This window comes from Enterococcus sp. AZ101 (genome assembly GCF_050499005.1).
Taxonomy (GTDB): domain Bacteria; phylum Bacillota; class Bacilli; order Lactobacillales; family Enterococcaceae; genus Enterococcus_L; species Enterococcus_L ureilyticus.
The window spans coordinates 872,273-894,970 of record NZ_JBMHEZ010000001.1; the positions used below are offsets into that span (position 1 = coordinate 872,273).

A 22,698-nucleotide genomic window follows, 5' to 3' on the forward strand; every position below is an offset into this window, starting at 1 on the left:
AAAGATAGCGATGGCGATATCGGTTATGTAATGAGAAGAAAATTACCTTATGGTCAGGCGCGTAATAAATAGTAATCAGAAGTAAGAAAAAAGAGTTCTCAATCAGAATTCTTCTCGAAATACGAAAATTTAGCAGATGTAAAACAACAAATACTAGCTGATTTAAATATAAACACAGTGGAAGAATTAAAGCAAAAGCAACCAGATGCATATCAATTTATTAAAAATCTTGAAAATAAGACCAATATATTAGGGGCATTTTAATGAAAAAGAAAACGATAGCAACAATTGTTATAAGTTCTGTAATTATTATGGTTTGTATTTTAGGAGGAATAAAATTGAAAGAATCAATGCAAGTTAAAAATGTTTTTGATGAGATGTATTATTCAGAATGGAAAGAACTAAATTATTCAGAGAGCAAGGGATTACCCAATATGAAGCAAATCGAACATTGGGATAGAAAAAATGCTGATTTAAAAAATAGTGTAGGACCTGTTATTGAAAGGTATAAAAGTAATTTTTTAGGAAAAAATGAGTCGCTTACATTTGGGTTTGATTTCTCTGAAAAGAGATTATTAATTAGTTTTGCGAAGACCATAACATCGGAGCTTTTATACAGAATCGATTTCTCTTACTCTATTTCAGAGAAACTATTAAAACAAAATGTTGTTATATTTGATGAGACAAAAGATACATACACAATAACTAATCCTCGGGAAATAGAAAAATACCTTGATAAATACCAGATATCAAAAGATTTTTTAAAGGATAAATCTAATGAGGTTTTATATCGCACTGTAATCAAAGATTGGTTAAATACTTATCCTAATCATTTTTCTCTAAAAGATATAGGCGAAGTTGACATTGAAAAAGATGAGTTTTTGAAGTAGATGAAGAAAAGATTAATCATTGTTTTCATACTCTTGATAACTATTTGGGTCGGGTACAAGAGTTTGGAGTATTTGAAAATTAAAAATGTATTCGATGAGATGTATTACACTGAAATTAAAGATATGAAAAAGCAGACAGCAAACGGATTTCCTAAAATGAAACAAATCAAAAGCTGGGATAGAAAAAAAGTACAAACATTTGATGATTTAACCATAATAAATGAACAATATAAGAAGGAGTTTTTGAAACAGGACGAAAATCTGACGTTTCATTTTGGATATACAGACAAAATATTATCTTTTGTGTATACAAAGAAGATAGATAACGGTATTTTTTTGCAAATGGGCTATAGTTATTTTGTAAAAGAAAAGTTGTTAAAAGAGAAAGTGAACGTTACCTTATCGGGTGTAGATGAATTAGATCCAACTAATAATAAAGAGATAGAAAGATATCTTGATAAACATCAGATATCAAAAGATTTTTTAAAGGATAAATCTAATGAAATTTTATATAACACTGTGATAAAAAATTGGGTGGAAAGTTATGATAGCTCATATACAGTAACGGATATAGGTGAAGTTACTATTGAAAGAGATCAGTTATTAAAATAGACGAAGAAAAAATTAATCGTGGTTTTATACTCTTGATAACCATTTGGACCGTTTGTAAGGGTTTGGAGTATCTGCAAGTCAAAAATGTATTTGATGAGATGTATTACACTGAAATTAAAGATATGAAAAAACAAAAAGCAACTGGATTTTCTGAATTGAGAATAAAGAACTTAATTTTTAATCAGAACTAGGAGAATACAGAAATAGAATCATGATTTCAATTCAGTTTTATTATAAAGTCCTTCAATTTCAGACATTTCCTCCCAATCAATAGTATAATAATCGTATCAACTATTGATCGTGAGGAATTCATATGAAAATCGGAATCATCGGCTTAGGAAATATCGCGCAAAAAGCATATCTACCTGTGTACTCTCAACTAAGAGACCAAGCAACGTTTATATTATCCACCCGAAATGAACAAACCCGAAAAGAAATCAGTGAAAAATACGGCTTCAACGAAATGGTTGCTTCAACAGAAGAATTGATTCAGACTGGAATAGCAGCTTGTTTTGTTCATGCGGCAACCAAAGTGCACGGTCAACTAGTAAAACAACTACTAGAAGCGGGCATCCATGTTTTCGTTGATAAACCGTTAAGTGAAAACCTAGCAGAAGTCAAAGAAATCCAAGCTCTAGCAGCAGAAAAAAAGCTGATTTTGATGGTAGGCTTCAATCGCCGTTTTGCACCATTTGTAGACGAATTAAAAGCAGTTGATAATAAAAATATGTTGCTAATCCAAAAAAATCGAATAGCATCGGAATCTACAGCTAATTTTGTAATCTACGATTTATTCTTACATGTAGCTGATACACTTGTCTATCTCCTTGATGATGATATCCGCCAGGTTCAAACCAAAATCATTGAGGAAGATGGCTTACTAAAAAGAGCGATTCTTCACGTAGAAACAGAAACTACGACAGCCATTGCTTCAATGAATCTCTACGCAGGAGCAAATACAGAAACTTACCAAGTAACAAGTCCAGAAGGAACGTTAGTATTGGAAAATCTAACAGATTTAACTAGCCAAAACTCGTTAGGGACACAACAAAAAAAATTTGGCGATTGGACAACAACAGTAGAAAAACGTGGCTTTCAACAAATGGTGGAGGAATTTATCAAAGCAGTTCAAACTAATGATGGCACGTATTTAAAACAAGAAAAAGTCTTTACAAGTCATGAACTATGTGCGCAAATGTTGCGTAAGCATCAAGAACATATTTTATAGAGTCAGACTAGAAAGTTTCTCTTTGACATGCTAGAATAAAAAGGATGTTTGAAAGAAAGGAACGACTTTCGATGAATAAAATTGAAATGATGAATGAATTAACAGATATAACCTTACTATTTGATGAACCTTTGATGAATTTTACGTTTACTAAAACAGGTGGACCTGTGGATGTTCTAGCTTTTCCAAAATCAAAAGCGGAAGTGGCGACATTAGTCGAATATTGCAAAAGTCATGAAATCCCTTGGCTTGTCCTAGGAAATGCCAGTAACTTGATTGTCCGAGATGGCGGTATTCGCGGAATGGTAATTATGTTGGAAAATATGAAACAAATCTCTGTTTCTAAAAACCAGATCATTGTGGAAGCAGGAGCAAAATTGATCGATACAACCTATGTTGCTTTGGAGCATGATTTGACTGGTTTTGAATTTGCTTGTGGGATTCCTGGAAGTATCGGCGGCGCTGTCTATATGAATGCGGGTGCTTACGGTGGAGAGATTAAAGACGTTTTCACAAGTGTTGATGTGTTGTTGGAAGACGGGACGATTCAAACCTTTACAAATGAAGAGATGGCATTTTCTTATCGTCATAGTGCGATTCAAGATATGCACTGTATTGTATTAGAAGCGACTTTTTCTTTAAAAGAAGGGGAAAATAGCGTAATCAAAGATCAGATGGTTGAGTTGACTGCACTAAGAGAATCGAAGCAACCATTGGAGTACCCATCTTGTGGCAGTGTCTTTAAACGACCAGAAGGACATTTTACTGGGAAATTGATTCAAGATGCTGGCTTACAAGGATTACAATGGGGCGGCGCTCAAATCTCAGAAAAGCATGCAGGGTTTATTGTGAATATCGATCATGCTACGGCTACTGATTATGTAGAATTGATTGCGCATATCCAGCAAGTGATCAAAGAAAAATTTGATGTTGTATTAGAAACAGAAGTCCGCATTATTGGAGAAGAACGTTAAAAAGAAGCCTTTCAGCAGGAAGGCTTCTTTTTCTTCTTATTCAGCGTTCGCTTGTAAATCTTCAATTTCAACAACTTTAAGATTCTTACGCTCTAAATTTTCAACGATCAAAGCACAAGTTTCTTCAGTAGTTTCTGCTGGTAATGTAATCAAAGTACGACGAATGAATTCATCTTCCCCGATATCCAAGGTAATACAGCTGGCGATACTGCTATGTTTGGCAATGATTTTTGTCATTGCAGCAAGGTCACCCTGTTTACCAGTCGTAGCAATTGTTAATACATAGCTGCCACGTTCTATATTCCAAGACTGAGCAAGGATATTCAATAATGTACTATGAGTTAAAATACCATAGAAATGATTATTTTCATCCAACACAGCGATATACGGTAATTCTTTGATTGTAAAAAAGACTTTGAAGAATGACGTGTTCACAAAAATAAATTTTGTTGCATTTTTCAACAAATAGGTCACTGGTAGACTCATGTCTCCGCCGTTTGCTTTGTGGCGGTAGATGTGCATTTTATAGATATTTCCTCTAAAAATCTTTTCCGATTCATCTAGGATCGGTACACAACGATATCCTGAATCTTCAAGGATCGTCAGTGCTTCTTCCAGAGTACAAGATTCATTGACGGTTGTAAGATTTTTCTTTTTGATAACAACGGATTTTAATAACATGTTAATCCTCCCGTAGGTTAAATTCTTCTAACAGGGTAATGATAACATAATTTGAAAGAAAACCATAGTTTATTGAGTATCCATTGACATTTTATTAAAAGAATGATAATGTTATTGAGTAAATTTGTGAATAGAGGAGGTTGAACAATGGCAACAAAAAAATCAGCACTTGCTTGTTCAGATTGTGGCTCCAGAAACTATTCTAAAGCCGTCAGTGAAGGAAAACGTGGAGAACGGTTAGAAATCAAAAAATTCTGTAAATACTGTCAAAAATACACGTTACATAAAGAGACGAAGTAGATATTGGAGGAGTTCAAATGAAATTTTTACGTAGTGTTAAAGATGAGATGAAGCAAGTTACATGGCCATCTAAAAAGCAATTACGCAAAGACACGTTGGTGGTTATCGAAACATCGATCATTTTTGCAGCATTATTCTTTGTGATGGATACAGCGATCCAAACTGCATTTGGCTGGATTCTTAAGTAATTCAAACTAGTATTTCATTAAAAATGGTGCTATAATAACTTGTGAGGAAAAACTTCGGGGAACTGAGGTTTTTTTATTTTCAGACGAAAAAAAGCAGTTTCAAGAAATAGTTGTTACTCTTAATGTATTGTATGATCACTATATAAACCTAAAGGAGCCGAAGCAGAAATGGAATCATTTGAAAAAAATTGGTATGTACTGCATACCTATTCAGGGTACGAAAACAAAGTGAAAGCGAATATTGAATCGCGAGCACAAAGTATGGGCATGGGAGATTTTATTTTCCGAGTAGTCGTTCCAGAAGAAACAGAAACAGAAGTAAAAAATGGCAAATCAAAAGAAATCGTGCATAAAACGTTCCCTGGTTATGTCTTAGTTGAAATGACAATGACCGATGATTCTTGGTATGTAGTGCGTAATACACCAGGTGTTACTGGGTTTGTTGGTTCACATGGTGCGGGAAGCAAGCCAGCGCCGTTATTGCAAGAAGAAATCAATCACATCTTGCGTTCAATCGGTATGAGCACACGTCAATCTGATTTGGATGTTGCACTAGGTGACACCGTTCGTATTATTGAAGGGGCCTTTTCTGGCCTTGAAGGTGAAGTAACAGAAGTTGATGAAGAGCGCCAAAAATTAAAAGTGAACATCGACATGTTCGGTCGTGAAACAAGTACCGAGTTAGATTTTGAACAAGTAGATTCAATCTAAAAAAATAAAGAGCTGAGGCATAATGGTTTTGGCATGGAGAGAGTGGAACAAAACTAATCATAGTTTTGTCCTGCTCTCTTCTTACTATAGCGATAATTGAAAAGGTGATAAAATGAAAAATAAGAAGGATTACGTCATTCTAATAGTCTGTATCGTGTTATTTTTTGCTGGTTGCGCGAATAAAAAAGGAGCGGATAATGAAAAGCAGCAGATCGGTAAACAAACAGACACTAGCGAGAATGTACAAAAGACATCTGTTCCGACACTATTTATCCATGGCTATGGTGGTGGAAATAATTCCTTTGGTCGTATGATCAAACGATTGGAAGGAAACCACCGTACCAAAAAAGAGTTAATTTTGACTGTTAGTGTGGCTGGAAAAGTCCAAGCTAAAGGCGAACTTACTGGCAAAGAAAATAATCCTAGTGTTCAAGTGCTTTTTGAAGATAATAAAAATAATGAATGGAATCAAGCAGAGTGGATCAAGAATTGTCTGGAATTCGTTGGGAGCAATTATGGAATCACCCAAGTCAACTTGGTAGGACATTCTATGGGTGGCGCTAGCACTTTACGTTATTTGACAACATTTGGGGAGGATAACAATTTACCGAAAATCAACAAATTTGTAGGCATAGCGGCACCATTCAATGATTTCGTAGAATTATCTAATGGAGAGACGCTTGACGATGTTTTACAAAATGGTCCTGCAATTCAAAGTGAGCGCTATTCAGATTATGTCAATGGAATCGACAAAGTGTCCAAAGGGATGAAAGTCATGATTGTTGCAGGAGATGTAGAAGATGGCAGTTTAAGTGATGAAGCAGTTCCTGTTGCGGATGCAGTAAGTGTTGTCGCGCTATTTCAAACACATGGGAATGAGGTACAAGAAAAAATATTCTACGGAAAAGCTGCCCAGCATAGTAAATTACATGAAAATACGGAAGTAGATCAACTTGTTGCAGATTTTTTATGGCAATAAAGGATTAAGTCAAGTGGATGGAACGATGAAAGTCAGAATGAAAGACATTACGAAAATGGCTAATGTATCTGAAGCTGCGGTTTCTTTGGTATTAAATGATAAACCATCTAGAATTCCGGAAAAAAGAAGCAGAAAATAAAAGCAATCGCAAAAGAATTTAACTATATCACAAATATAGCGGCCAACGTCTTGCTAAAAATGCTTCACAAACCATAGGGGTTGTTGTTCCTAATCTTGAAAATAGAAACATAGACTGATAGAAAGAGCTGTTTTTAAATACTAAAAAAATAAAAAGTAAAATGGTACGTGTTCCTTAAAAAGAGGAATACGTACCATTTGATATTTTTAGGCTAGACATTCCTTTTTTATCAGATATAATGACTTAAATTATTTAATTTCTTTTTGAGTTGATACATGCGGATATCAATGACTCAAATATTACCAGGGTTCTTCCGAAAAACAGTTGTGGCTGAGCAATATTTATTGAAAAGGGACTATATGAATCAGTAGAAAATATTAAGTCAGCAGCAACAGCGATAGCCGTGTTTTTGTTACCTAAAAAAGCAATAATCGTGTTATTTTTTTTTCTAGCTAGTTCTACTGTTTTTCTTAATGACTCTTCTTCACCGGAATGAGAAACAACTATAAAAAGAATGTTTTGATTATTCTGATTATTTATTAATTGAGTGTGAGAGGTAGTAATGTTAGGAATCGAGTGGAAATTCAAAACCTCACTAATATAACTAGAAATGTGAGAAGAAAATCCTTCACCGAGAACGACTACTAAGTTTTTACGATTTTTTTCAATTAGCATGCAAAATTGATCGATTTCAGTTGTAGAAGGCAGTATTTCATTTACGATAGGAGTTGGTAAATGCGATTCTTTAATTTTATATACTAGTTCGTTGTATCCAGATAAATTTAATTTTTTAGCTAAACGAACAATAGAGGTAGGGGAGGTAAAACAATCTTTAGCTACTTTACGAATACTGAGATCACGTGTATTTCCGCATTGTTCATCTAAGTATACAAGAATTTGAAGTTCTGTTTTGGTTAAATTGTACATTTCTTTCAGGTAATGTAAATTCATGGTGTAACCCCCTTAATAAGAATATAAATAATTTTAGCAGAAAAAAGTGTTTTGTGTTGATAAATCAAAAAAATGAGGTGTTTTAAAATGAAAATCAGAAAAAGTAAGATTTTATTAGTAAGTGCGGTACTTTTAACTTTAGCGGGATGTTCAGGTGGAAAAGATGCGGCAACAAAAGAAGAACAAGTGCTTCGAGTGGGTATCGATTCAGAATTATCAACAGCGGATGTTTCATTGACAATGGATAATACCGCTTGCAGTGTGATGAGTCAAGTTGGAGAAGGCTTGTTTTCTTTTGACGAAAAGGGAGAAGCAGTTCCAGCATTAGCAACGGATAAAGTAGAGCCATCTAAAGACGGTTTAACCTATACCTTTACCATACGAGATAATGCAAAATGGAGCAACGGGGATCCAATCAAAGCGAAAGATTTTGAATACTCATGGAAAAGAACCGTGGATCCTGAAACAGCGTCACCACAAGCCTATTATTTCGAAGGAATCAAGAATTATAAAGCAATTGCCAATGGGGAAAAAAATAAAAGCGAACTTGGGGTCAAAGCTGTTGATGATCTAACGTTAGAAGTTAATTTAGAATATCCGATGAGTTATTTCCAACAATTATTAGCGGTTCCTGCCTTTTTTCCATTAAATGAAAAGTTTGTAGAGAAAACGGGCAAAGAGTATGGGACAACTGCAGAAGATACCTTGTATAATGGCCCCTTTACAATGGAAGGTTGGGATGGCACTAATAATACATGGTCATATGTCAAAAACAAAGAGTATTGGGATAAAGACGCAGTCAAACTTGACAAAGTTGAAGCTCAAGTTATCAAAGAAATCACGACGGCCAAAAACCTATTTGATGACGGCCAACTGGACGAAGTAAAAATCACTGGAGAAATCGTTGCGCAAGAAAAAGGCAATGAGGCTCTTAAAATAAGAGAAGTACCAGGAACTTATTATATCCAATTAAACACAAAAAAAGATATTTTTGCTAATTTAAACGCAAGAAAAGCTATTGCCTTGTCATTAGATTCAAAAAAACTAGCAGAAAATGTATTAAATGACGGATCAAAAAAAGCATTAGGATTTGTTCCAACGGGCTTTATCAATCAAGCATCTGAAAAAGATTTTGCAGAAGAGGTCGGAGATATTAATCCTACAGACGAAGCGAAAGCAAAAGAACTGTGGGCATCGGCAAAGAAAGAGTTAGGAATTGAAAAAACTGAGGTAACGATTTTGTGCTCTGATTCAGAAAACGCTAAAAAAATTAGTGAATACATTCAAGGTTCTCTGGATAAAACGCTTGATGGATTGACTGTTAATGTTTCAGCAGTGCCATTCAATAATCGTTTAGAAAAGAGTCGTAGCGGAGATTTTGATATTGTACTTGGTGGTTGGACACCTGTTTATGCTGATCCCATTGATTTTTTAAGTTTATTACAAACTGAAAATTCTAACAATTTTGGGAAATGGTCAAGTACAGAGTATGATCAGTTATTAAGCGAGGCGAACAAAACTTATGCAAATGATTATGAAAAACGATGGGATGTAATGAAAAAAGCAGACCAATTGATTGCAGAAGAAGTGCCATTGGTTTCTTTGTATCAATTATCAGAAGCATATTTGATCAATGATCGAGTGAAAGAGTTACCGTTTGGACCTCTAGGTTCTGTTTATTATAAAAATGTTTACATTGAAGAGTAGGTGGGAAATAAGTGAAAAAAGATCAAGCCGTAAAATTAATTACCCAACTTTCAGACGCAAATGGAGTATCTGGCTTTGAAAATGAAGTTGTCAAGATTGTTCAAAAAGCCACCAAAGAGCTTGGCTCTCAAAAAACTGATGGCATGAAAAATCTTTATATAGAAAGTCAGAATAATACTGGTGAAAGACACCTAGTTCAATTTGATGCCCATAGTGACGAAGTTGGATTTATAATACAAGCAGTCCAAACAAATGGATTACTAAAATTTTTACCATTAGGCGGTTGGATTCCAAGTAATATTGCTGCTCAAAAAGTTAGAGTGAGAAATCGTTTTGGTGAATACATTACAGGGACTGTTACAAGTAAGCCACCACATTTTATGTCAGAAGCAGAACGCAATAAAACTTTGAAAGTAGAAGATTTATTCATTGATGTGGGTGCTATTTCAGAAGCTGAAATTAATGAAATTTACAAAATTGATATAGGAGCACCAGTTGTACCAGCTGTAACTTGTGAATATGATGAAAAAACGAATAAATTCTTAGGAAAAGCTTTTGACTGCCGCATTGGTTGTGCTTGCATGGTGGATGTTTTAGATGAACTAAATAAAGAAAAACTTGAAGTTGACCTAGTTGCGACATTGACCTCACAAGAAGAAGTTGGTCTGAGAGGAGCGCTTGTCGCAGCCAAACAAGTGAATCCCGATTTAGCAATTGTATTTGAGGGATGTCCAGCGGATGATACTGCTGCACCAAATTACTTAATCCAAACAGCTTTAGGAAAAGGACCAATGCTTAGGTATTTTGATGTATCAATGATTACAAGTCCTGAATTTCAACAATATGCGCTAGAAATCGCCAAGGAGCACAATATACCCGTTCAAGTTTCTGTTAGAAGCGGTGGTGGAACGAATGGTGCTGTGATAAACCAAGTAAAAGGAGCTCCGACTATCATCGTTGGAATTCCAGTTCGATATGCTCACACACATCATGGCTATGTTGATTATCAAGATTATCAACATGCAAAGGATTTAGTGGTGGAAATTATAAAATCATTGGACTGGCAAAAAATAGAAGCATTGACTCATCCGTTATAAATGAGGAGGAATAAAATGAAAATTTATATTTCATGTGATATTGAAGGATTGGCAGGCATTGCTACTTTTGATATGGAAAAAGAAGACACACTGCTTTTTAGAGAATTATATCATAACCATGTTGCTTGGTTGATTGAAGGGATTCAAAAAAGTGAACGGCAGTCTGAAATTGAAGAAATTACTATTTCCGATTCTCATAGTCGTGGTGTTAACCTTTCTTTTAGTCGACTTGCTGAAATTGACGATCGGATTTCTTTGATCAGTGGATTTCCTCGTGAAGACTATATGATGAGCGGTTTAGATGAAAGTTATGATTTAGTTATGTTTTTAGGCTATCATGCGGGAATTGGAAAGTTGCATGGAAATATGGATCATGGGTACAGTGCAAGTGTTGCGTATGATTTGAAAATTAATGGTCAATATATGAATGAAACGACAATCAATGCAGCTTATGCAAGCGAACGTGGTGTTCCAGTAGGCTTGATTATTGGAGAGTCTGGCTTAAAAGAACAACTTCATGATGAAGGGATGTTGCCCTGGGTTTCATATGTTACGACTAAACAATCACTAGGTCGTTATGCAATCAAAAATTATCCCATAAAAAAAGTTAAAGCGGAGATTATCCAAGAAACAATAACTGTTATGAATAGTGATTTTGATCAATTAAAAAAATATAAAATCGCTACACCAGCTGTTGTTCAGTTACAATGTGTTACTACGGCTCAGGCAGATAGAATCGAAATGCTCCCAACTGTGAAGCGTATTGATGGCAGAGTAGTTGAATTTTCTGGTGAATCAATGAAAGATATAATGAATGGTATCGTTGGGATTGTAGGATTAGGAGGAACAACATATTAAAAAATACACCTGTCTGACTGTTGAGCTAGACGGGTGCATTTTTTTAATTTTGCTGACTGGCTAACTCTTTAGCTAGTCTTTTAGCAGTTGGTGATACGGCCAAACCGCCTTCTGCCGTTTCTTTGAAAATCTGTGGCATTTGACGACCAACCTGGTACATTGCGGCTACCACTTCATCTGGTGGAATCACGCTGCGAATTCCAGCTAAGGCCATATCAGCAGAAATGAATGCTTGGGAAGAGCCCAAGGCATTACGTTTCACACAAGGAACTTCCACAAGTCCGGCAACAGGATCACAAATCAACCCCATCATATTTTTCAACGTAATCGCAATAGCTTGAGCGGCTTGATCTGCTGAACCACCTGCTGCACAAACTAAAGCAGCACTGGCCATCGCACTAGCCGAGCCGACTTCTGCTTGACAACCGCCCTCAGCACCACTGATTGAAGAATTATTAGCGATCACTAAACCAAAAGCACCAGCACTAAATAGGAAATCAAGTTGTTGTTCATGGGTTAACTGTAGTTTTTCGATAGCTGCCATTAAAACACCTGGAACCACTCCAGCACTGCCTGCTGTTGGTGTGGCACAAATCAATCCCATATTTGCGTTGACTTCATTGACAGCGACAGCATTTCTAACAGCCGTCAGAATCGTTTCACCGCTCAAAAAATTACCCGCTTGAATATAGTGATTCATACGAGTGGCGTCACCACCTGTAATTCCAGTAACTGAAGTCACACCGTTCACACCTTCTTCGATGGATTGTTTCATCACAGCAAGGTTTCGTTCCATTGTTTCGAGGATTCGCTCTCGACTATGCCCATGGTTTTCAATTTCTGTTGCAATCATTAATTCAGCAACTGAAGGAAAATCTGCGGCTTGTTTTACTAATTCTTCTATGGATAGAAACATAACAAGTTTGCTCCTTTAAGTAGATTAATCAAAATAATTTACACTATAAATATGGGGAATCTGCACCAATTTCATTGTAATATCACCAATATCAGCATGATCGATCTCAATGATCATGATTGCTTTTTCTCCTTTAGATTCCCGAGTGACTGTCATGGTTCCAATATTGATGTTTGTGTCAGATAATAAATTTGTGACTTTAGCGATCATACCAGGTACATCTTGATGAACGATAATGAATGTTGGCGTACCCATTGTCAGAGAAATTTTAAAACCATTCAGCTCAGAAATTTGAATATTACCGCCGCCAATAGAAATCCCCGTGACAGAAAGCTTACGCTCACCTTTAGAAACAAGCAGCTTAACTAAATTTGGATGCTCCGCTTTTTCTTTTAAGGGAACAAAGAGAACTTCCATATGTTGTTCATGCGCAATTTTCAAAGAATCAGCCAAACGCTCATCATCAGGTTCCATATCCAGTAAACCGCCAACTAAGGCAATATCTGTCCCATGACCACGATACGTTTTTGCAAAGGACTCATATAAATAAATGTCAACCGTGTCAGGCTGCTCCCCAAAAATACTCCGGACGATTTTTCCGATGCGAGCAGCGCCAGCCGTATGAGAACTGCTTGGTCCGATCATAACTGGACCGATGATGTCAAAAACACTTTTATAACGTAAACTTTCCATTATCTATTTCACCTATTTTCTTATTTGAAACTAACAAAAGTCTATCACAATTGCCTATAAGAAACTACAGAAAAGTTGAAGAGAGAAAGTAAGCGAACATTTTTTTAGAGTTGACGAATCGAAAAATAAAAAGCTAACGTTAATTGCCTTTTAAATTACAATATGTTAGAATAAATAATATTGATATAAGAAGGAGATGTTTAAATGAAAAAAATAATTGGATCGCTATTTGTAAGTGCAACGCTAGTCAGTCTTTTCGCAGTACCAAAAACAGCACAGGCAGCAAGTCGCTGGAATATTTTCGATATTGAAGGATCGATTGAAATTCCAGGTTGGGCGAGCGGTAATAAAGAGCCAGAATATGTTATTCATGAAACGACTACGACAGGAGTTCCGCCGCTGATCATTCAACATACCAAAGGTGGCAAAACTGGCTTCTTAACTAGAAAAGAATATCATAAATTACCAGGTGCTACTGAGTGGTATGCTAAATATAGTGGGCACATCCAATAAGCGTAACAACCATAGAAAAAGCTGAAGGAGAAATTCCTTTGGCTTTTTTTGTTCTCATTTGCAAGGTTTATTTGAGTTGAATAACAAAAATACTATTTCATAATAGAATACTTGAAAAATCAAAAGAGAGAGAGTATAATAATTAAGTGTGCATTTTTGCATGCAGAATTTCTTTGATTCGTCAAAGAATGACGTGGGAGGAGAAATCTTCATCTCCAATTAACCACATCACGGACCCAAGGAGGTATGTCTCGTGGCAAAAAAAGTAGAAAAATTAGTTAAATTGCAAATTCCTGCAGGTAAAGCAACACCAGCTCCACCAGTAGGTCCAGCATTAGGTCAAGCGGGTATCAACATTATGGGATTCACTAAAGAATTCAACGCTCGTACAGCTGATCAAGCTGGTTTAATCATTCCAGTAGTAATTTCTGTATATGAAGACCGTTCATTTACATTTATTACGAAAACACCACCAGCTGCAGTATTATTGAAAAAAGCTGCAAAAATCGAAAAAGGTTCTGGTGAGCCAAACAAAAATAAAGTAGCGAATGTTTCTAAAGAACAAGTGAAAGAAATCGCTGAACTTAAAATGGCAGACCTAAACGCAGCAGACGTTGAAGCGGCTATGCGCATGGTTGAAGGAACTGCAAGAAGCATGGGAATCACTGTAGGATAATTTTTTATTCTAAGGAACCCAAAGAAGTAGCTTCTCAGTTTATTTCATATTCAAAGATATGAATTACGTGGGAGGTTCGACCGTTATAACCACAATCAAGGAGGAAACAAAATGGCTAAAAAAAGCAAAAAAATGCAAGATGCATTAAAAAAAGTTGAAGCAACAAAAGTTTACCCTGTAGCAGAAGCGATCGCTTTGGCTAAAGATACAAATATTGCAAAATTTGACGCAACTGTTGAAGTTGCTTACCGTCTAAATGTAGACCCTAAAAAAGCAGACCAACAAATCCGTGGTGCAGTAGTATTACCAAACGGAACTGGTAAAACACAAAGCGTTTTAGTTTTCGCTAAAGGCGATAAAGCCAAAGAAGCTGAAGCAGCTGGTGCTGATTACGTAGGTGACGCTGACATGGTTCAAAAAATCCAAGGTGGATGGTTTGGATTTGACGTAGTAGTAGCAACTCCAGACATGATGGCTGAAGTTGGTAAATTAGGTCGTGTCTTAGGTCCTAAAGGCCTTATGCCCAACCCTAAAACTGGTACTGTAACAATGGACGTAACAAAAGCTGTTAATGAAGTAAAAGCTGGTAAAGTAACGTACCGTGTTGATAAAGCTGGAAACATCCATGTACCAATCGGTAAAGTTTCATTTGATAATGAAAAATTACTAGAAAACTTCAACACAATCAACGATGTATTGTTGAAAGCTAAACCATCAGCAGCAAAAGGTCAATATATCAAAAATATTTCAGTAACAACTACATTTGGACCTGGAATCCACGTTGACCAAGCTTCATTTTAATTAGCAAAGCTAGTTCATGAAACTAGACAATTAGAAATTTTACTTGACTCAACTACCTTTCCCATGGTAAGGTAGTTGAGGTTAATAATTAACTGTACCGAAGACAGTAGGTGACGTAAGTCTTAATTTCCTACCGAGGACAATTGTTGATACATACAATTACGTCCCTCTATGTCAACGGTGGCATGGAGTTTTGTTGTTTTACACGACTTTTTGAAAAAAAGACGATGTAAAACAATACTTGGCGAACAAAGTGAGCGAAGTTTCTTTAGAAGCTTTTAACTAACATATGGTAAACCAAACTCCACCATCAATCATCAGGAGGTGAAAATAAATGAGTGAAGCAGCAATCGCTAAAAAAGAAACCCTAGTCGAAGAAGCAACAGCTAAATTCCAAGCAGCAGCTTCTGTAGTCATCGTTGACTACCGTGGTTTAACTGTAGAAGAAGTGACGAACTTACGTAAACAATTGCGTGATGCAAATGTTGAAATGAAAGTTATCAAAAACTCTATTCTTTCACGTGCAGCCAAAAAAGCTGGACTAGAAGGTTTAGATGAAGTATTTACAGGCCCTACAGCAGTCGCTTTCAGTAACGACGATGTAGTAGCACCTGCTAAAATCATCGACGAATTTGCAAGTACTGCCAAAGCATTGGAAATTAAAGGTGGCGTTATTGAAGGTAAAGTATCTTCAGTAGAAGAAATGACATCTTTAGCAAAACTTCCAAGTCGCGATGGACTACTTTCTATGCTATTATCTGTATTACAAGCGCCAGTCAGACAAGTGGCTTACGCTGTCAAAGCAGTGGCAGAAAAAGAAGACGAAGTTGCATAATTGCAGCCTAGTAACAAACTAAACTAAAAAAATAATGAATTATTAAAACGGAGGAAACCATAATGGCATTGAACATTGAAAACATTGTTGCAGAATTAGAAGGCGCAACTATTTTAGAATTAAACGATTTAGTAAAAGCTATTGAAGAAAAATTTGACGTATCTGCAGCAGCTCCTGTAGCAGCAGCAGCAGGACCAGCAGCAGCTGGCGAAGAACAAACTGAATTCACTGTAGAATTAACTGCAGCTGGAGACCAAAAAGTTAAAGTTATCAAAGCAGTTCGTGAAGCAACTGGCCTTGGCTTGAAAGAAGCTAAAGCAGTAGTTGATGGCGCTCCTGCACCAGTTAAAGAAGGCGTTTCTAAAGATGAAGCAGAAGCTTTAAAAGCTGCTTTAGAAGAAGTTGGCGCTTCAGTAACAGTAAAATAATCTTTTTAAGATTAAATTTCAAGCTAGAATCCATTTGGACTCTAGCTTTTTTATTGCCATAAAATTTAAAAGCATATCAATCGAATTTTTTGTGCTATGCGTTTAAAATTATACATATATAGTAATCGATCATGATATGAAGGAGCAATGACAATGGAAAGAGAAATCAGCGTTGCTGTAACATGTAAGAAATGTGGAAAAGAAGAGTTAGGGAAATTCTTATTAAATACAAGAACTGATAAATCAAATCAGCAAAGAGTCAATATTCCCTTAGGTGAATTAAAGCTTTCAGAACATGAAATTGAATTGATTTGCGAGGATACCATAGTTGGAGAGGAAATAAACCTACACTATGTATGTGAGAATTGCCAAACTAAAAATCATGTGGTTATCCTAGTGACAGAAGAAATGAGATAAAAATGAAAATTAAATAATATAAAATAGACTTTATAAGCATTTATTTCGCATGAAAACAAATAATCTGTTAGCATAATCAAGTAATCATTATTACATTTATTCTATTTAGCTTTACGAGCTTACGGCTTGTGAAAAATAGAAAATTCGCACACTTTTTTATTCTTCAGTTGGAGTCAATAAGCTTGTTCAGCATCAAATCAAGGAGGTTACATTATGCATTGGTTATGGGTTTTAATCGTAGGTGGTGTTATCGGCGCAATCGCTGGTGCAATCACAAGTAAAGGAAAATCAATGGGTTGGATCTTCAATATTATTGCAGGTCTTGTCGGCTCATCGATCGGTCAATCACTTTTAGGAAGTTGGGGACCGCAAGTTGCTGGAATGGCACTATTTCCTTCAATTATCGGCGCTGTAATTTTAGTCGCAGTAGTATCATTTTTTGTTGGTAAAAATTAATATCTTAAAAAAAAGAGCTTGGAGAGCTATGAGCCGACCCCCAAAAGTTAGACCCAAAAATCTAACTTTTGGAGGTCTTTTTGTATGGCAAAATATCGTTTAGAATTCAAATTAAAAATTGTTCAAGAGCATCTTGAAGAAAAAAGAGGAATAAATTGCTTAGCAAAAAAATATGGATTTAATTCTAACACTCAAATAAGAAAGTGGATCCATGCGTATAATGAATTAGGCGAAGAAGGACTACTTCGTAGTCGGAAATGTAGGAATTACTCTGTTCAATTTAAGTTAGATGCGATAGAGTTGTATTTAACTACAGAGTTGTCCTACCAAGAAGTAGCCAATCTTCTCAAAATGAACAATCCATCATTGATTGCGAATTGGCTTAAAACCTATCGTAAGCTTGGTATAGATGGACTCTCTAAACAGAAAGGACGTCCACCTACAATGTTTAAGAAGAAACGAAATGAAATCCAACCATTACCAAGTGAACAATCTCAATTAGATAAACTAGAAAAAGAAAATAGAATGTTAAAAATTGAGAATGCCTATTTAAAAGAATTGAGGAGGCTGCGTATAGAGGACGAACAAAAAATGAACGAATCGCGCGAATCATTCACAGCCTCCGAGGATACTTTCGATTAAAAGATATTCTGGAAACCCTAAGGTTTCCAAAATCCACTTACATGTACTGGCAAAAACGCCTCGACAGAACAACTTCAACACAAATGATTGAAGAAGAAATTCAAGCAATTCGTAAAGAACATCAACATTATGGCTATAGAAGAATGACACAAGAATTAAAACGACGTGGATACCAAGTAAATAAAAAGAAAGTACAGCGATTAATTCAAAAGCTACAGTTACAAGTCAAAGCATTTACCAAGAAATCTAGGAAATATAATTCATATAAGGGAACCGTTGGGAAAGTAGCTAAAAACTTGATTCATCGAAGATTCAACACTTCGGTCTCTCATCAAAAAATCACGACGGATACAACTGAATTTAAATACTATGAAACAGATGACGCGGGCATTCTTCGACTGAAAAAACTATATTTAGATCCGTTTATGGATATGTATAACAGTGAAATTCTTAGCTACAGCCTTTCTACTCAACCAAACGGTAAAACAGTTATGGCAGGGTTAGCAGAAGCAATTTCTCAAACAAATGATTGTCCTTATCGCCGCACCTTCCACTCTGATCAAGGCTGGGCTTATCAAATGAATACCTATGTACAGACATTAAAGGACAACCGTATCTTTCAAAGTATGTCTCGGAAAGGAACCTGTTTAGATAATTCTCCTATGGAGAATTTCTTCAGTATTCTAAAGCAAGAATTGTATTATGGCAAAGTCTATCGGAGTCAAAATGAGTTAAGACGAGCAATTGAAAACTATATTTATTATTATAATAATCATCGAATCAAAGAAAAACTTAACTGGAAAAGTCCAGTAGAGTTTCGACAGTTCGATCAAAAAACTGCATAAAAAATAGAGTAGAAAAATCCACTCTATAAAAAGTCTAACTTTTTGGGGTCACTACACTAAATCTCCAAGCTCTTTTTTGCTAGATTAGACTTATAAGTCACAATTTCATGTAAATAATTCCTCAATAAATCCTTCATAATGTGTAACATTCAAAAGCCTATTCAATTTTGCTCGATTTGAAAAAGTATCAATCATAAAATCAAATAATTGCCGAAATTTTTTCATGTCTTTTTGATTCATAACAATCATAATAATAACCTGAACATCTTGATTTTCCCATTTTATAGGTCGATCATTTAAGACAATAGCAATGCCTGTTTTCTTCGCGCTCATTTCAATAGCATGAGGCAGAGCCACCGAGTTGTTAAAGGAAGTCGCTGACATTTTTTCACGTTCTTTGATCAATTCAATAAAATGAGGATCAATATAATCTGCTTCAACTAGCTGTCTGCCTAAATGCTCAATGTATAAACTAGGTGAATTCAAATAAATATTTCGTTTAAAGTGTTCAGGTGTTAGATAAGTTTGAACGCTTTCCTTTAAAGTTTTTACTAATTTTTCTTGCTTAACGACTTGGATCATTTTTTGAATCTTTTCAATATCTTTGACTGATAAAAATGGAGAAATCTGAATCATATGGTCGAAATCTTTCATTTCAATCGTGGATAAAACAAGATCAGCTTGTTCCATTTCGGCTAAACTTTCACTATTCAATTGATAAAAGCTTCCTGAAATATTCAAGTTAGATTTGAATGTATCACCAATTTTATAAATCAAACGTTTATGCATGTCATAATATTCAGGCGTATAGATCACGCAATTTAATTTATTTTCTGTTTCAAATTTTTCCTCAAAATATGAACCAATATGTAACGCAATGAATGTAATTTCATCGTCTGAAATCGGAATATTAATTTGTTTTTGAATGTGCTTGGCAATAAAAACTGCGACTTCATAAATAAAGGGGTAGGATTGTTTGATTTCATCGGATAAAGGATTGTAGACTTGTTTCGCATTTTTAGCACGAGCAATCAAATTGGAAACATGCAGGGCTAAATTTAATACTAATTCGTTCGATATATGGGTAATGAAATATTTTTCAGCAACAGTTTCCATCATAGTTGAAATAAATGTGTAGATTGAACTTCCCATATAATTTTTTAAAAAAGCATCATTTGATGGGGAAATTTTAGTCATTAGTAAGAGAGTTAAATTATTGATTTCATAGAGATCCATTTCCACGGCAAAAGACTGATCGATATCCTTTCCGATTTGAGTAGCTAGCTTGTATTCAATTTGATTTTTTGAGAATAATTCGGTTACAAGGTTCAATTCAGAACGCTGATGATGCAAGAGACGATTAATCGCAATTGCAATATGGAGCAATAAGCTATTGATCGCATAACCATTGATATACAGGTGTTGACTACTTAATCGATCGATGACGATTTGTTGGATGGTTTCAATTGAGATATCTGGGAAGATCGTTTGAATATAATCTACAGATTGGAAGTTTTGTAAAGTTTCATCCTGAAGCATGTCACCGGTAAGTTTTCTGAAATTGGTTTCCTCTCCTTCTAGGCTTAGAGTATTTCCAGTCTTAACGATTTTTAATTCATACTTGGTCATTTTTTTGCGTAGTCGAAGAATATCTTTTTCGATCGTTGGAATACTGACAAATAAGGTATCAGCGACATCAAAATAATCAATATTTTTATGCTTAATCAATAAATTCATCAGGTGATTTATGCGATCTTTTGGTGTATTCAGTTCTTGTTTATTATGGGAAACGAAATCTTCGATGCGGGTATTACTGTCGATCTTATATCCTTGTCTAGAAGATTGGATTATTTCAAGTTTAGTATCTTGATTGATCCTAGCGACATAATTACGAATCGTTCTGGTCGATGTAGATAACGCTTTCGCTAGATCTTTTGCAGATAGCCAGTTATCTTCGCGCATCAATAACTTGATCAATCCAGTTTCTTTCTTATTTAAGGACACATTTTCCGCTCCTCTCCACTTTTTATAGCTTTTATTATTCGTTCTTTTGAAAAACAAAGCAAGTACATTTTTTTCCGCCAACCTAACAAGATGAGGAAAGAAACGTATTTGATAAAGGGCTCCAAAATATAGAAGATAAGAGTGTACTAATTGGGCGGGCAAATCAGATTTGATTGACTAGCCTATAATGTTTTTTAATAGAGAGGAGAAGAAATATGAGTGAATTAAACGTACTATTAGTCTGTGGATCAGGTGCCAGTAGTGGTTTTATGGCCGCTAATATGCGCAAAGCCGCAAAAACGAAAAATTTGGACATGAGTATCGTAGCGAGAAGCGAATCTGAAATCGAAAATTATATTGAGGAGATCGATGCTTTAATGGTAGGGCCCCATCTGGAGTATATCCTTGACGAGATTGATGAAATCATTCATGGGTTTCCAGTAAAGGTCATTTTAATGAAAAAAGAGTATTATGCAACACTGGATGGAGATGCTGCCATCGACCATTTACTAAGCGAATTCAATGAAGCAGGATAAGGAAAAAAGGAGATGAAAAGATGAATAAGCTAATCTTTTGGTTGGAAAATAGCTTCTCACCCAAAATGAATAAAGTAAATAATAACCCTTGGATCGTTAGTATCAAAGACTCGATCATGCAGACCTTGCCGTTTATTTTCTTAGGTTCAATTTTTTCGATGTTAGCGATTTTAAATGAATATTTTCCCACATTACCAAGTTTTTGGGTACCGTTCGGTTGGACTATGGGGAAGATTTCACTATTTGTTGCTTTCTTGATTCCGTTTAATTTAATGGAGAAAAAACGATTACGGAAGCAAAGGATCGTTGCTGGAATGAGCGGATTAGTCTTATTTTTGATGATTATTTCGCCTCAAATCGAAAAAGATAAAGTAATCGGATTTGGTCATGATGCATTAGGTGCTGGTGGAATGTTTGTTGCGATTGTAGCAGGCTTGATTGCAGGTTTTGTTCTTGTTACATTAGGAAAATTTTCTTTCTTCAAAGAAGAATCAGTTATTCCTGACTTTGTAAGAGCTTGGTTTGATTCAATGCTGCCGATTGGTCTGATTATTATTTTTGGCTGGGTTGTCGTGTTGATCATGAAAGTGGACTTATACAATATTGTTTTAAGTATTTTTATGCCATTGTCTAGTTTTATGGAATCACCAGGCGGTTTTATCGGCATGATGTTCTTGATTTGTTTTCTCTATTCAATGGGCATTTCGACTTGGGTTTTGACGCCAGTGGTTCAGCCAGTCTTATTGAAAGCGATTGCTGAAAATATTGCCCTTGTCCAAAATGGCACAGCTTCTGTAGAAACGCTGAACTTGGTGACGAGTAGTACGTTATATTCTGCGTATCTTTGGATTGGTGGGATTGGTTGTACTATGCCGCTTGTATTGATGATGATGCGAGCACGTTCCAAGAAAATCAGTGCTTTAGGTAAAGCCTGTATCGTGCCGTCGGTTTTTAATATCAATGAACCTGTGATTTTTGGTGCTGTTGCTTGGAATCCATTATTGATGATTCCAATGTGGTTGCAAGGAATTATTTTACCTGCTGTGATTTATATTTTTACGAAGGTAATTCCATTTGCTCCAATTCCAAAAGTTCAGTTTGAGTTGTGGTACTGTCCGTTCCCATTTGCTACTTGGTTTACAACAGGAACCATTACTGGCATTCTTTTGATGCTCATTATTTTTGCGCTGTCGACTGCTATTTGGTATCCATTTTTCAAAGCCTATGATGACCAAGAAACAAAAGCAGAAAACCAACTATTGAAGGAGGCTTAATGATATGGATGATTTATTGGCACAAAACGCAATGAAAATTATTTTATTTGCAGGAGATGCCAGAGTTAATTGTAAAAATGCACTTACGGCAACTGAAAAAAATGATTTTGAAAAAGCTACAGCAGAAATGAAAGCGGCGAAGAAAAATATCACAGAAGCACACAAAGTTCAAACAGAAGCCATTCAAAATGAGATGGGCGAAGACTCAAAATCAAAGCCCCACTCATTACTATTCACTCACGCACAAGATACGTTGATGACGATCTATAGCGAAATAAATATTGCGAATCATTTAATTAAAATAGCCAAACAACTAGATGAACGTTTAAAAAATATAGAAAAATAAG

General features: G+C 35.5%; 28 protein-coding genes and 1 other annotated feature. Of the genes, 23 read left to right on the forward strand and 5 right to left on the reverse strand.

Annotation, left to right across the window (positions count from 1 at the left end; translation table 11 throughout):
* Positions 1-263: 263 nt before the first annotated feature.
* The 4 genes from IGJ50_RS04070 (at position 264) to murB (ending at position 3,704) form a co-directional block, all read left to right on the forward strand.
* Positions 264-890 carry a TipC family immunity protein gene (locus tag IGJ50_RS04070; RefSeq protein ID WP_429949020.1) on the forward strand — a complete coding sequence of 209 codons (627 nt, stop codon included), beginning with the start codon at positions 264-266 and terminating at the stop codon, positions 888-890.
* The gene (locus IGJ50_RS04075) at positions 891-1,502 is read left to right on the forward strand and encodes a TipC family immunity protein (protein ID WP_429949022.1); all 612 of its coding nucleotides are present in this window, start codon (positions 891-893) and stop codon (positions 1,500-1,502) included. It abuts the gene before it with no gap.
* Between the two features lie 313 nt (positions 1,503-1,815).
* Positions 1,816-2,730 (forward strand): Gfo/Idh/MocA family protein, encoded by a 915-nt coding sequence (locus tag IGJ50_RS04080; protein ID WP_429949024.1) that lies wholly within the window; start codon positions 1,816-1,818, stop codon positions 2,728-2,730.
* A 71-nt stretch (positions 2,731-2,801) separates the two neighbouring features.
* Positions 2,802-3,704: a UDP-N-acetylmuramate dehydrogenase gene (gene murB, locus IGJ50_RS04085; RefSeq protein ID WP_207120663.1), complete on the forward strand. Its 903-nt coding sequence runs from the start codon at positions 2,802-2,804 to the stop codon at positions 3,702-3,704.
* A 36-nt stretch (positions 3,705-3,740) separates the two neighbouring features.
* Here the strand turns inward: murB and cbpA are convergent, their stop codons facing one another.
* Entirely contained in the window at positions 3,741-4,385 is a 645-nt protein-coding gene (gene cbpA, locus IGJ50_RS04090) for a cyclic di-AMP binding protein CbpA (protein ID WP_069640985.1), read from the reverse strand.
* A gap of 147 nt (positions 4,386-4,532) precedes the next feature.
* Between cbpA and rpmG the strand changes: the two genes are divergently transcribed.
* The 5 genes from rpmG to IGJ50_RS04115 all read left to right on the forward strand — a co-directional run bounded on the left by rpmG (position 4,533) and on the right by IGJ50_RS04115 (position 6,702).
* Positions 4,533-4,685, forward strand: coding sequence for a 50S ribosomal protein L33 (rpmG, locus tag IGJ50_RS04095; protein ID WP_010760564.1), 153 nt, complete (start codon positions 4,533-4,535; stop codon positions 4,683-4,685).
* A gap of 17 nt (positions 4,686-4,702) precedes the next feature.
* Positions 4,703-4,873: a preprotein translocase subunit SecE gene (gene secE / locus IGJ50_RS04100; RefSeq protein WP_069640986.1), complete on the forward strand. Its 171-nt coding sequence runs from the start codon at positions 4,703-4,705 to the stop codon at positions 4,871-4,873.
* Positions 4,874-5,041: 168 nt separating this feature from the next.
* A complete protein-coding gene (gene nusG, locus IGJ50_RS04105; RefSeq protein ID WP_010773265.1) occupies positions 5,042-5,584 on the forward strand; it encodes a transcription termination/antitermination protein NusG in 543 nt (180 codons plus the stop codon).
* Positions 5,585-5,696: 112 nt separating this feature from the next.
* The gene (locus tag IGJ50_RS04110; protein ID WP_429949027.1) at positions 5,697-6,563 is read left to right on the forward strand and encodes an alpha/beta fold hydrolase; all 867 of its coding nucleotides are present in this window, start codon (positions 5,697-5,699) and stop codon (positions 6,561-6,563) included.
* On the forward strand, positions 6,538-6,702 hold the full coding sequence (locus IGJ50_RS04115) for a LacI family DNA-binding transcriptional regulator (protein ID WP_239574115.1): 165 nt from the start codon (positions 6,538-6,540) through the stop codon (positions 6,700-6,702). Before IGJ50_RS04110 ends, IGJ50_RS04115 begins: the two co-directional genes overlap by 26 nt.
* Positions 6,703-6,954: 252 nt before the next feature.
* Here the strand turns inward: IGJ50_RS04115 and IGJ50_RS04120 are convergent, their stop codons facing one another.
* The gene (locus IGJ50_RS04120) at positions 6,955-7,653 is read right to left on the reverse strand and encodes a MurR/RpiR family transcriptional regulator (protein WP_429949029.1); all 699 of its coding nucleotides are present in this window, start codon (positions 7,651-7,653) and stop codon (positions 6,955-6,957) included.
* Positions 7,654-7,740: 87 nt separating this feature from the next.
* Between IGJ50_RS04120 and IGJ50_RS04125 the strand changes: the two genes are divergently transcribed.
* The 3 genes from IGJ50_RS04125 to IGJ50_RS04135 are packed head-to-tail and all read left to right on the forward strand — an operon-like array spanning position 7,741 to position 11,315.
* Positions 7,741-9,360 (forward strand): peptide ABC transporter substrate-binding protein, encoded by a 1,620-nt coding sequence (locus tag IGJ50_RS04125; protein WP_429949031.1) that lies wholly within the window; start codon positions 7,741-7,743, stop codon positions 9,358-9,360.
* An 11-nt stretch (positions 9,361-9,371) separates the two neighbouring features.
* A complete protein-coding gene (locus IGJ50_RS04130; protein ID WP_207120666.1) occupies positions 9,372-10,457 on the forward strand; it encodes a M20/M25/M40 family metallo-hydrolase in 1,086 nt (361 codons plus the stop codon).
* Positions 10,458-10,472: 15 nt separating this feature from the next.
* Positions 10,473-11,315 (forward strand): M55 family metallopeptidase, encoded by an 843-nt coding sequence (locus IGJ50_RS04135; protein ID WP_069640991.1) that lies wholly within the window; start codon positions 10,473-10,475, stop codon positions 11,313-11,315.
* A gap of 43 nt (positions 11,316-11,358) precedes the next feature.
* Here IGJ50_RS04135 and sdaAA read toward each other — a convergent pair whose 3' ends face one another.
* The gene (gene sdaAA / locus IGJ50_RS04140; protein ID WP_429949033.1) at positions 11,359-12,231 is read right to left on the reverse strand and encodes an L-serine ammonia-lyase, iron-sulfur-dependent, subunit alpha; all 873 of its coding nucleotides are present in this window, start codon (positions 12,229-12,231) and stop codon (positions 11,359-11,361) included.
* Positions 12,232-12,255: 24 nt separating this feature from the next.
* On the reverse strand, positions 12,256-12,924 hold the full coding sequence (gene sdaAB, locus IGJ50_RS04145; protein WP_069640993.1) for an L-serine ammonia-lyase, iron-sulfur-dependent subunit beta: 669 nt from the start codon (positions 12,922-12,924) through the stop codon (positions 12,256-12,258).
* A gap of 204 nt (positions 12,925-13,128) precedes the next feature.
* Here sdaAB and IGJ50_RS04150 point away from each other — a divergent pair, with 204 nt between their 5' ends.
* The 8 genes from IGJ50_RS04150 to IGJ50_RS04185 all read left to right on the forward strand — a co-directional run bounded on the left by IGJ50_RS04150 (position 13,129) and on the right by IGJ50_RS04185 (position 18,537).
* Complete coding sequence (locus IGJ50_RS04150) at positions 13,129-13,437, forward strand: hypothetical protein (RefSeq protein WP_069640994.1); 309 nt, start codon at positions 13,129-13,131, stop codon at positions 13,435-13,437.
* A 253-nt stretch (positions 13,438-13,690) separates the two neighbouring features.
* On the forward strand, positions 13,691-14,113 hold the full coding sequence (gene rplK, locus IGJ50_RS04155) for a 50S ribosomal protein L11 (RefSeq protein ID WP_010760576.1): 423 nt from the start codon (positions 13,691-13,693) through the stop codon (positions 14,111-14,113).
* Positions 14,114-14,224: 111 nt separating this feature from the next.
* A complete protein-coding gene (rplA, locus tag IGJ50_RS04160; protein WP_069640995.1) occupies positions 14,225-14,914 on the forward strand; it encodes a 50S ribosomal protein L1 in 690 nt (229 codons plus the stop codon).
* Positions 14,915-14,993: 79 nt separating this feature from the next.
* Positions 14,994-15,121, forward strand: a sequence feature (ribosomal protein L10 leader region).
* A gap of 127 nt (positions 15,122-15,248) precedes the next feature.
* On the forward strand, positions 15,249-15,749 hold the full coding sequence (rplJ, locus tag IGJ50_RS04165) for a 50S ribosomal protein L10 (protein WP_069640996.1): 501 nt from the start codon (positions 15,249-15,251) through the stop codon (positions 15,747-15,749).
* Positions 15,750-15,811: 62 nt separating this feature from the next.
* Positions 15,812-16,177 carry a 50S ribosomal protein L7/L12 gene (gene rplL / locus IGJ50_RS04170; protein WP_025872833.1) on the forward strand — a complete coding sequence of 122 codons (366 nt, stop codon included), beginning with the start codon at positions 15,812-15,814 and terminating at the stop codon, positions 16,175-16,177.
* A 153-nt stretch (positions 16,178-16,330) separates the two neighbouring features.
* A complete protein-coding gene (locus tag IGJ50_RS04175; RefSeq protein ID WP_069640997.1) occupies positions 16,331-16,594 on the forward strand; it encodes a hypothetical protein in 264 nt (87 codons plus the stop codon).
* Positions 16,595-16,807: 213 nt separating this feature from the next.
* Entirely contained in the window at positions 16,808-17,050 is a 243-nt protein-coding gene (locus tag IGJ50_RS04180; protein WP_010765775.1) for a GlsB/YeaQ/YmgE family stress response membrane protein, read from the forward strand.
* Between the two features lie 84 nt (positions 17,051-17,134).
* Positions 17,135-18,537 (forward strand): IS3 family transposase gene (locus IGJ50_RS04185; protein WP_429949037.1). Its coding sequence is split into 2 segments (ribosomal slippage): positions 17,135-17,681 and positions 17,681-18,537, totalling 1,404 coding nucleotides; the frame shifts between segments, so codons are not numbered across the junction.
* Positions 18,538-18,642: 105 nt separating this feature from the next.
* On the opposite strand, the gene IGJ50_RS04190 is transcribed toward IGJ50_RS04185, so the two are convergent.
* On the reverse strand, positions 18,643-20,541 hold the full coding sequence (locus tag IGJ50_RS04190) for a BglG family transcription antiterminator (RefSeq protein ID WP_429949039.1): 1,899 nt from the start codon (positions 20,539-20,541) through the stop codon (positions 18,643-18,645).
* A gap of 215 nt (positions 20,542-20,756) precedes the next feature.
* On the opposite strand from IGJ50_RS04190, the gene IGJ50_RS04195 reads away from it, so the two are divergent.
* Genes IGJ50_RS04195 through IGJ50_RS04205 form a run of 3 tightly spaced genes read left to right on the forward strand, consistent with a single transcriptional unit; the run spans position 20,757 to position 22,697 of the window.
* Positions 20,757-21,077: a PTS sugar transporter subunit IIB gene (locus IGJ50_RS04195; RefSeq protein WP_069640999.1), complete on the forward strand. Its 321-nt coding sequence runs from the start codon at positions 20,757-20,759 to the stop codon at positions 21,075-21,077.
* A 20-nt stretch (positions 21,078-21,097) separates the two neighbouring features.
* Complete coding sequence (locus tag IGJ50_RS04200; protein ID WP_429949041.1) at positions 21,098-22,351, forward strand: PTS sugar transporter subunit IIC; 1,254 nt, start codon at positions 21,098-21,100, stop codon at positions 22,349-22,351.
* Between the two features lie 4 nt (positions 22,352-22,355).
* Positions 22,356-22,697 carry a PTS lactose/cellobiose transporter subunit IIA gene (locus IGJ50_RS04205; protein WP_069641001.1) on the forward strand — a complete coding sequence of 114 codons (342 nt, stop codon included), beginning with the start codon at positions 22,356-22,358 and terminating at the stop codon, positions 22,695-22,697.
* Position 22,698: the final 1 nt, after the last annotated feature.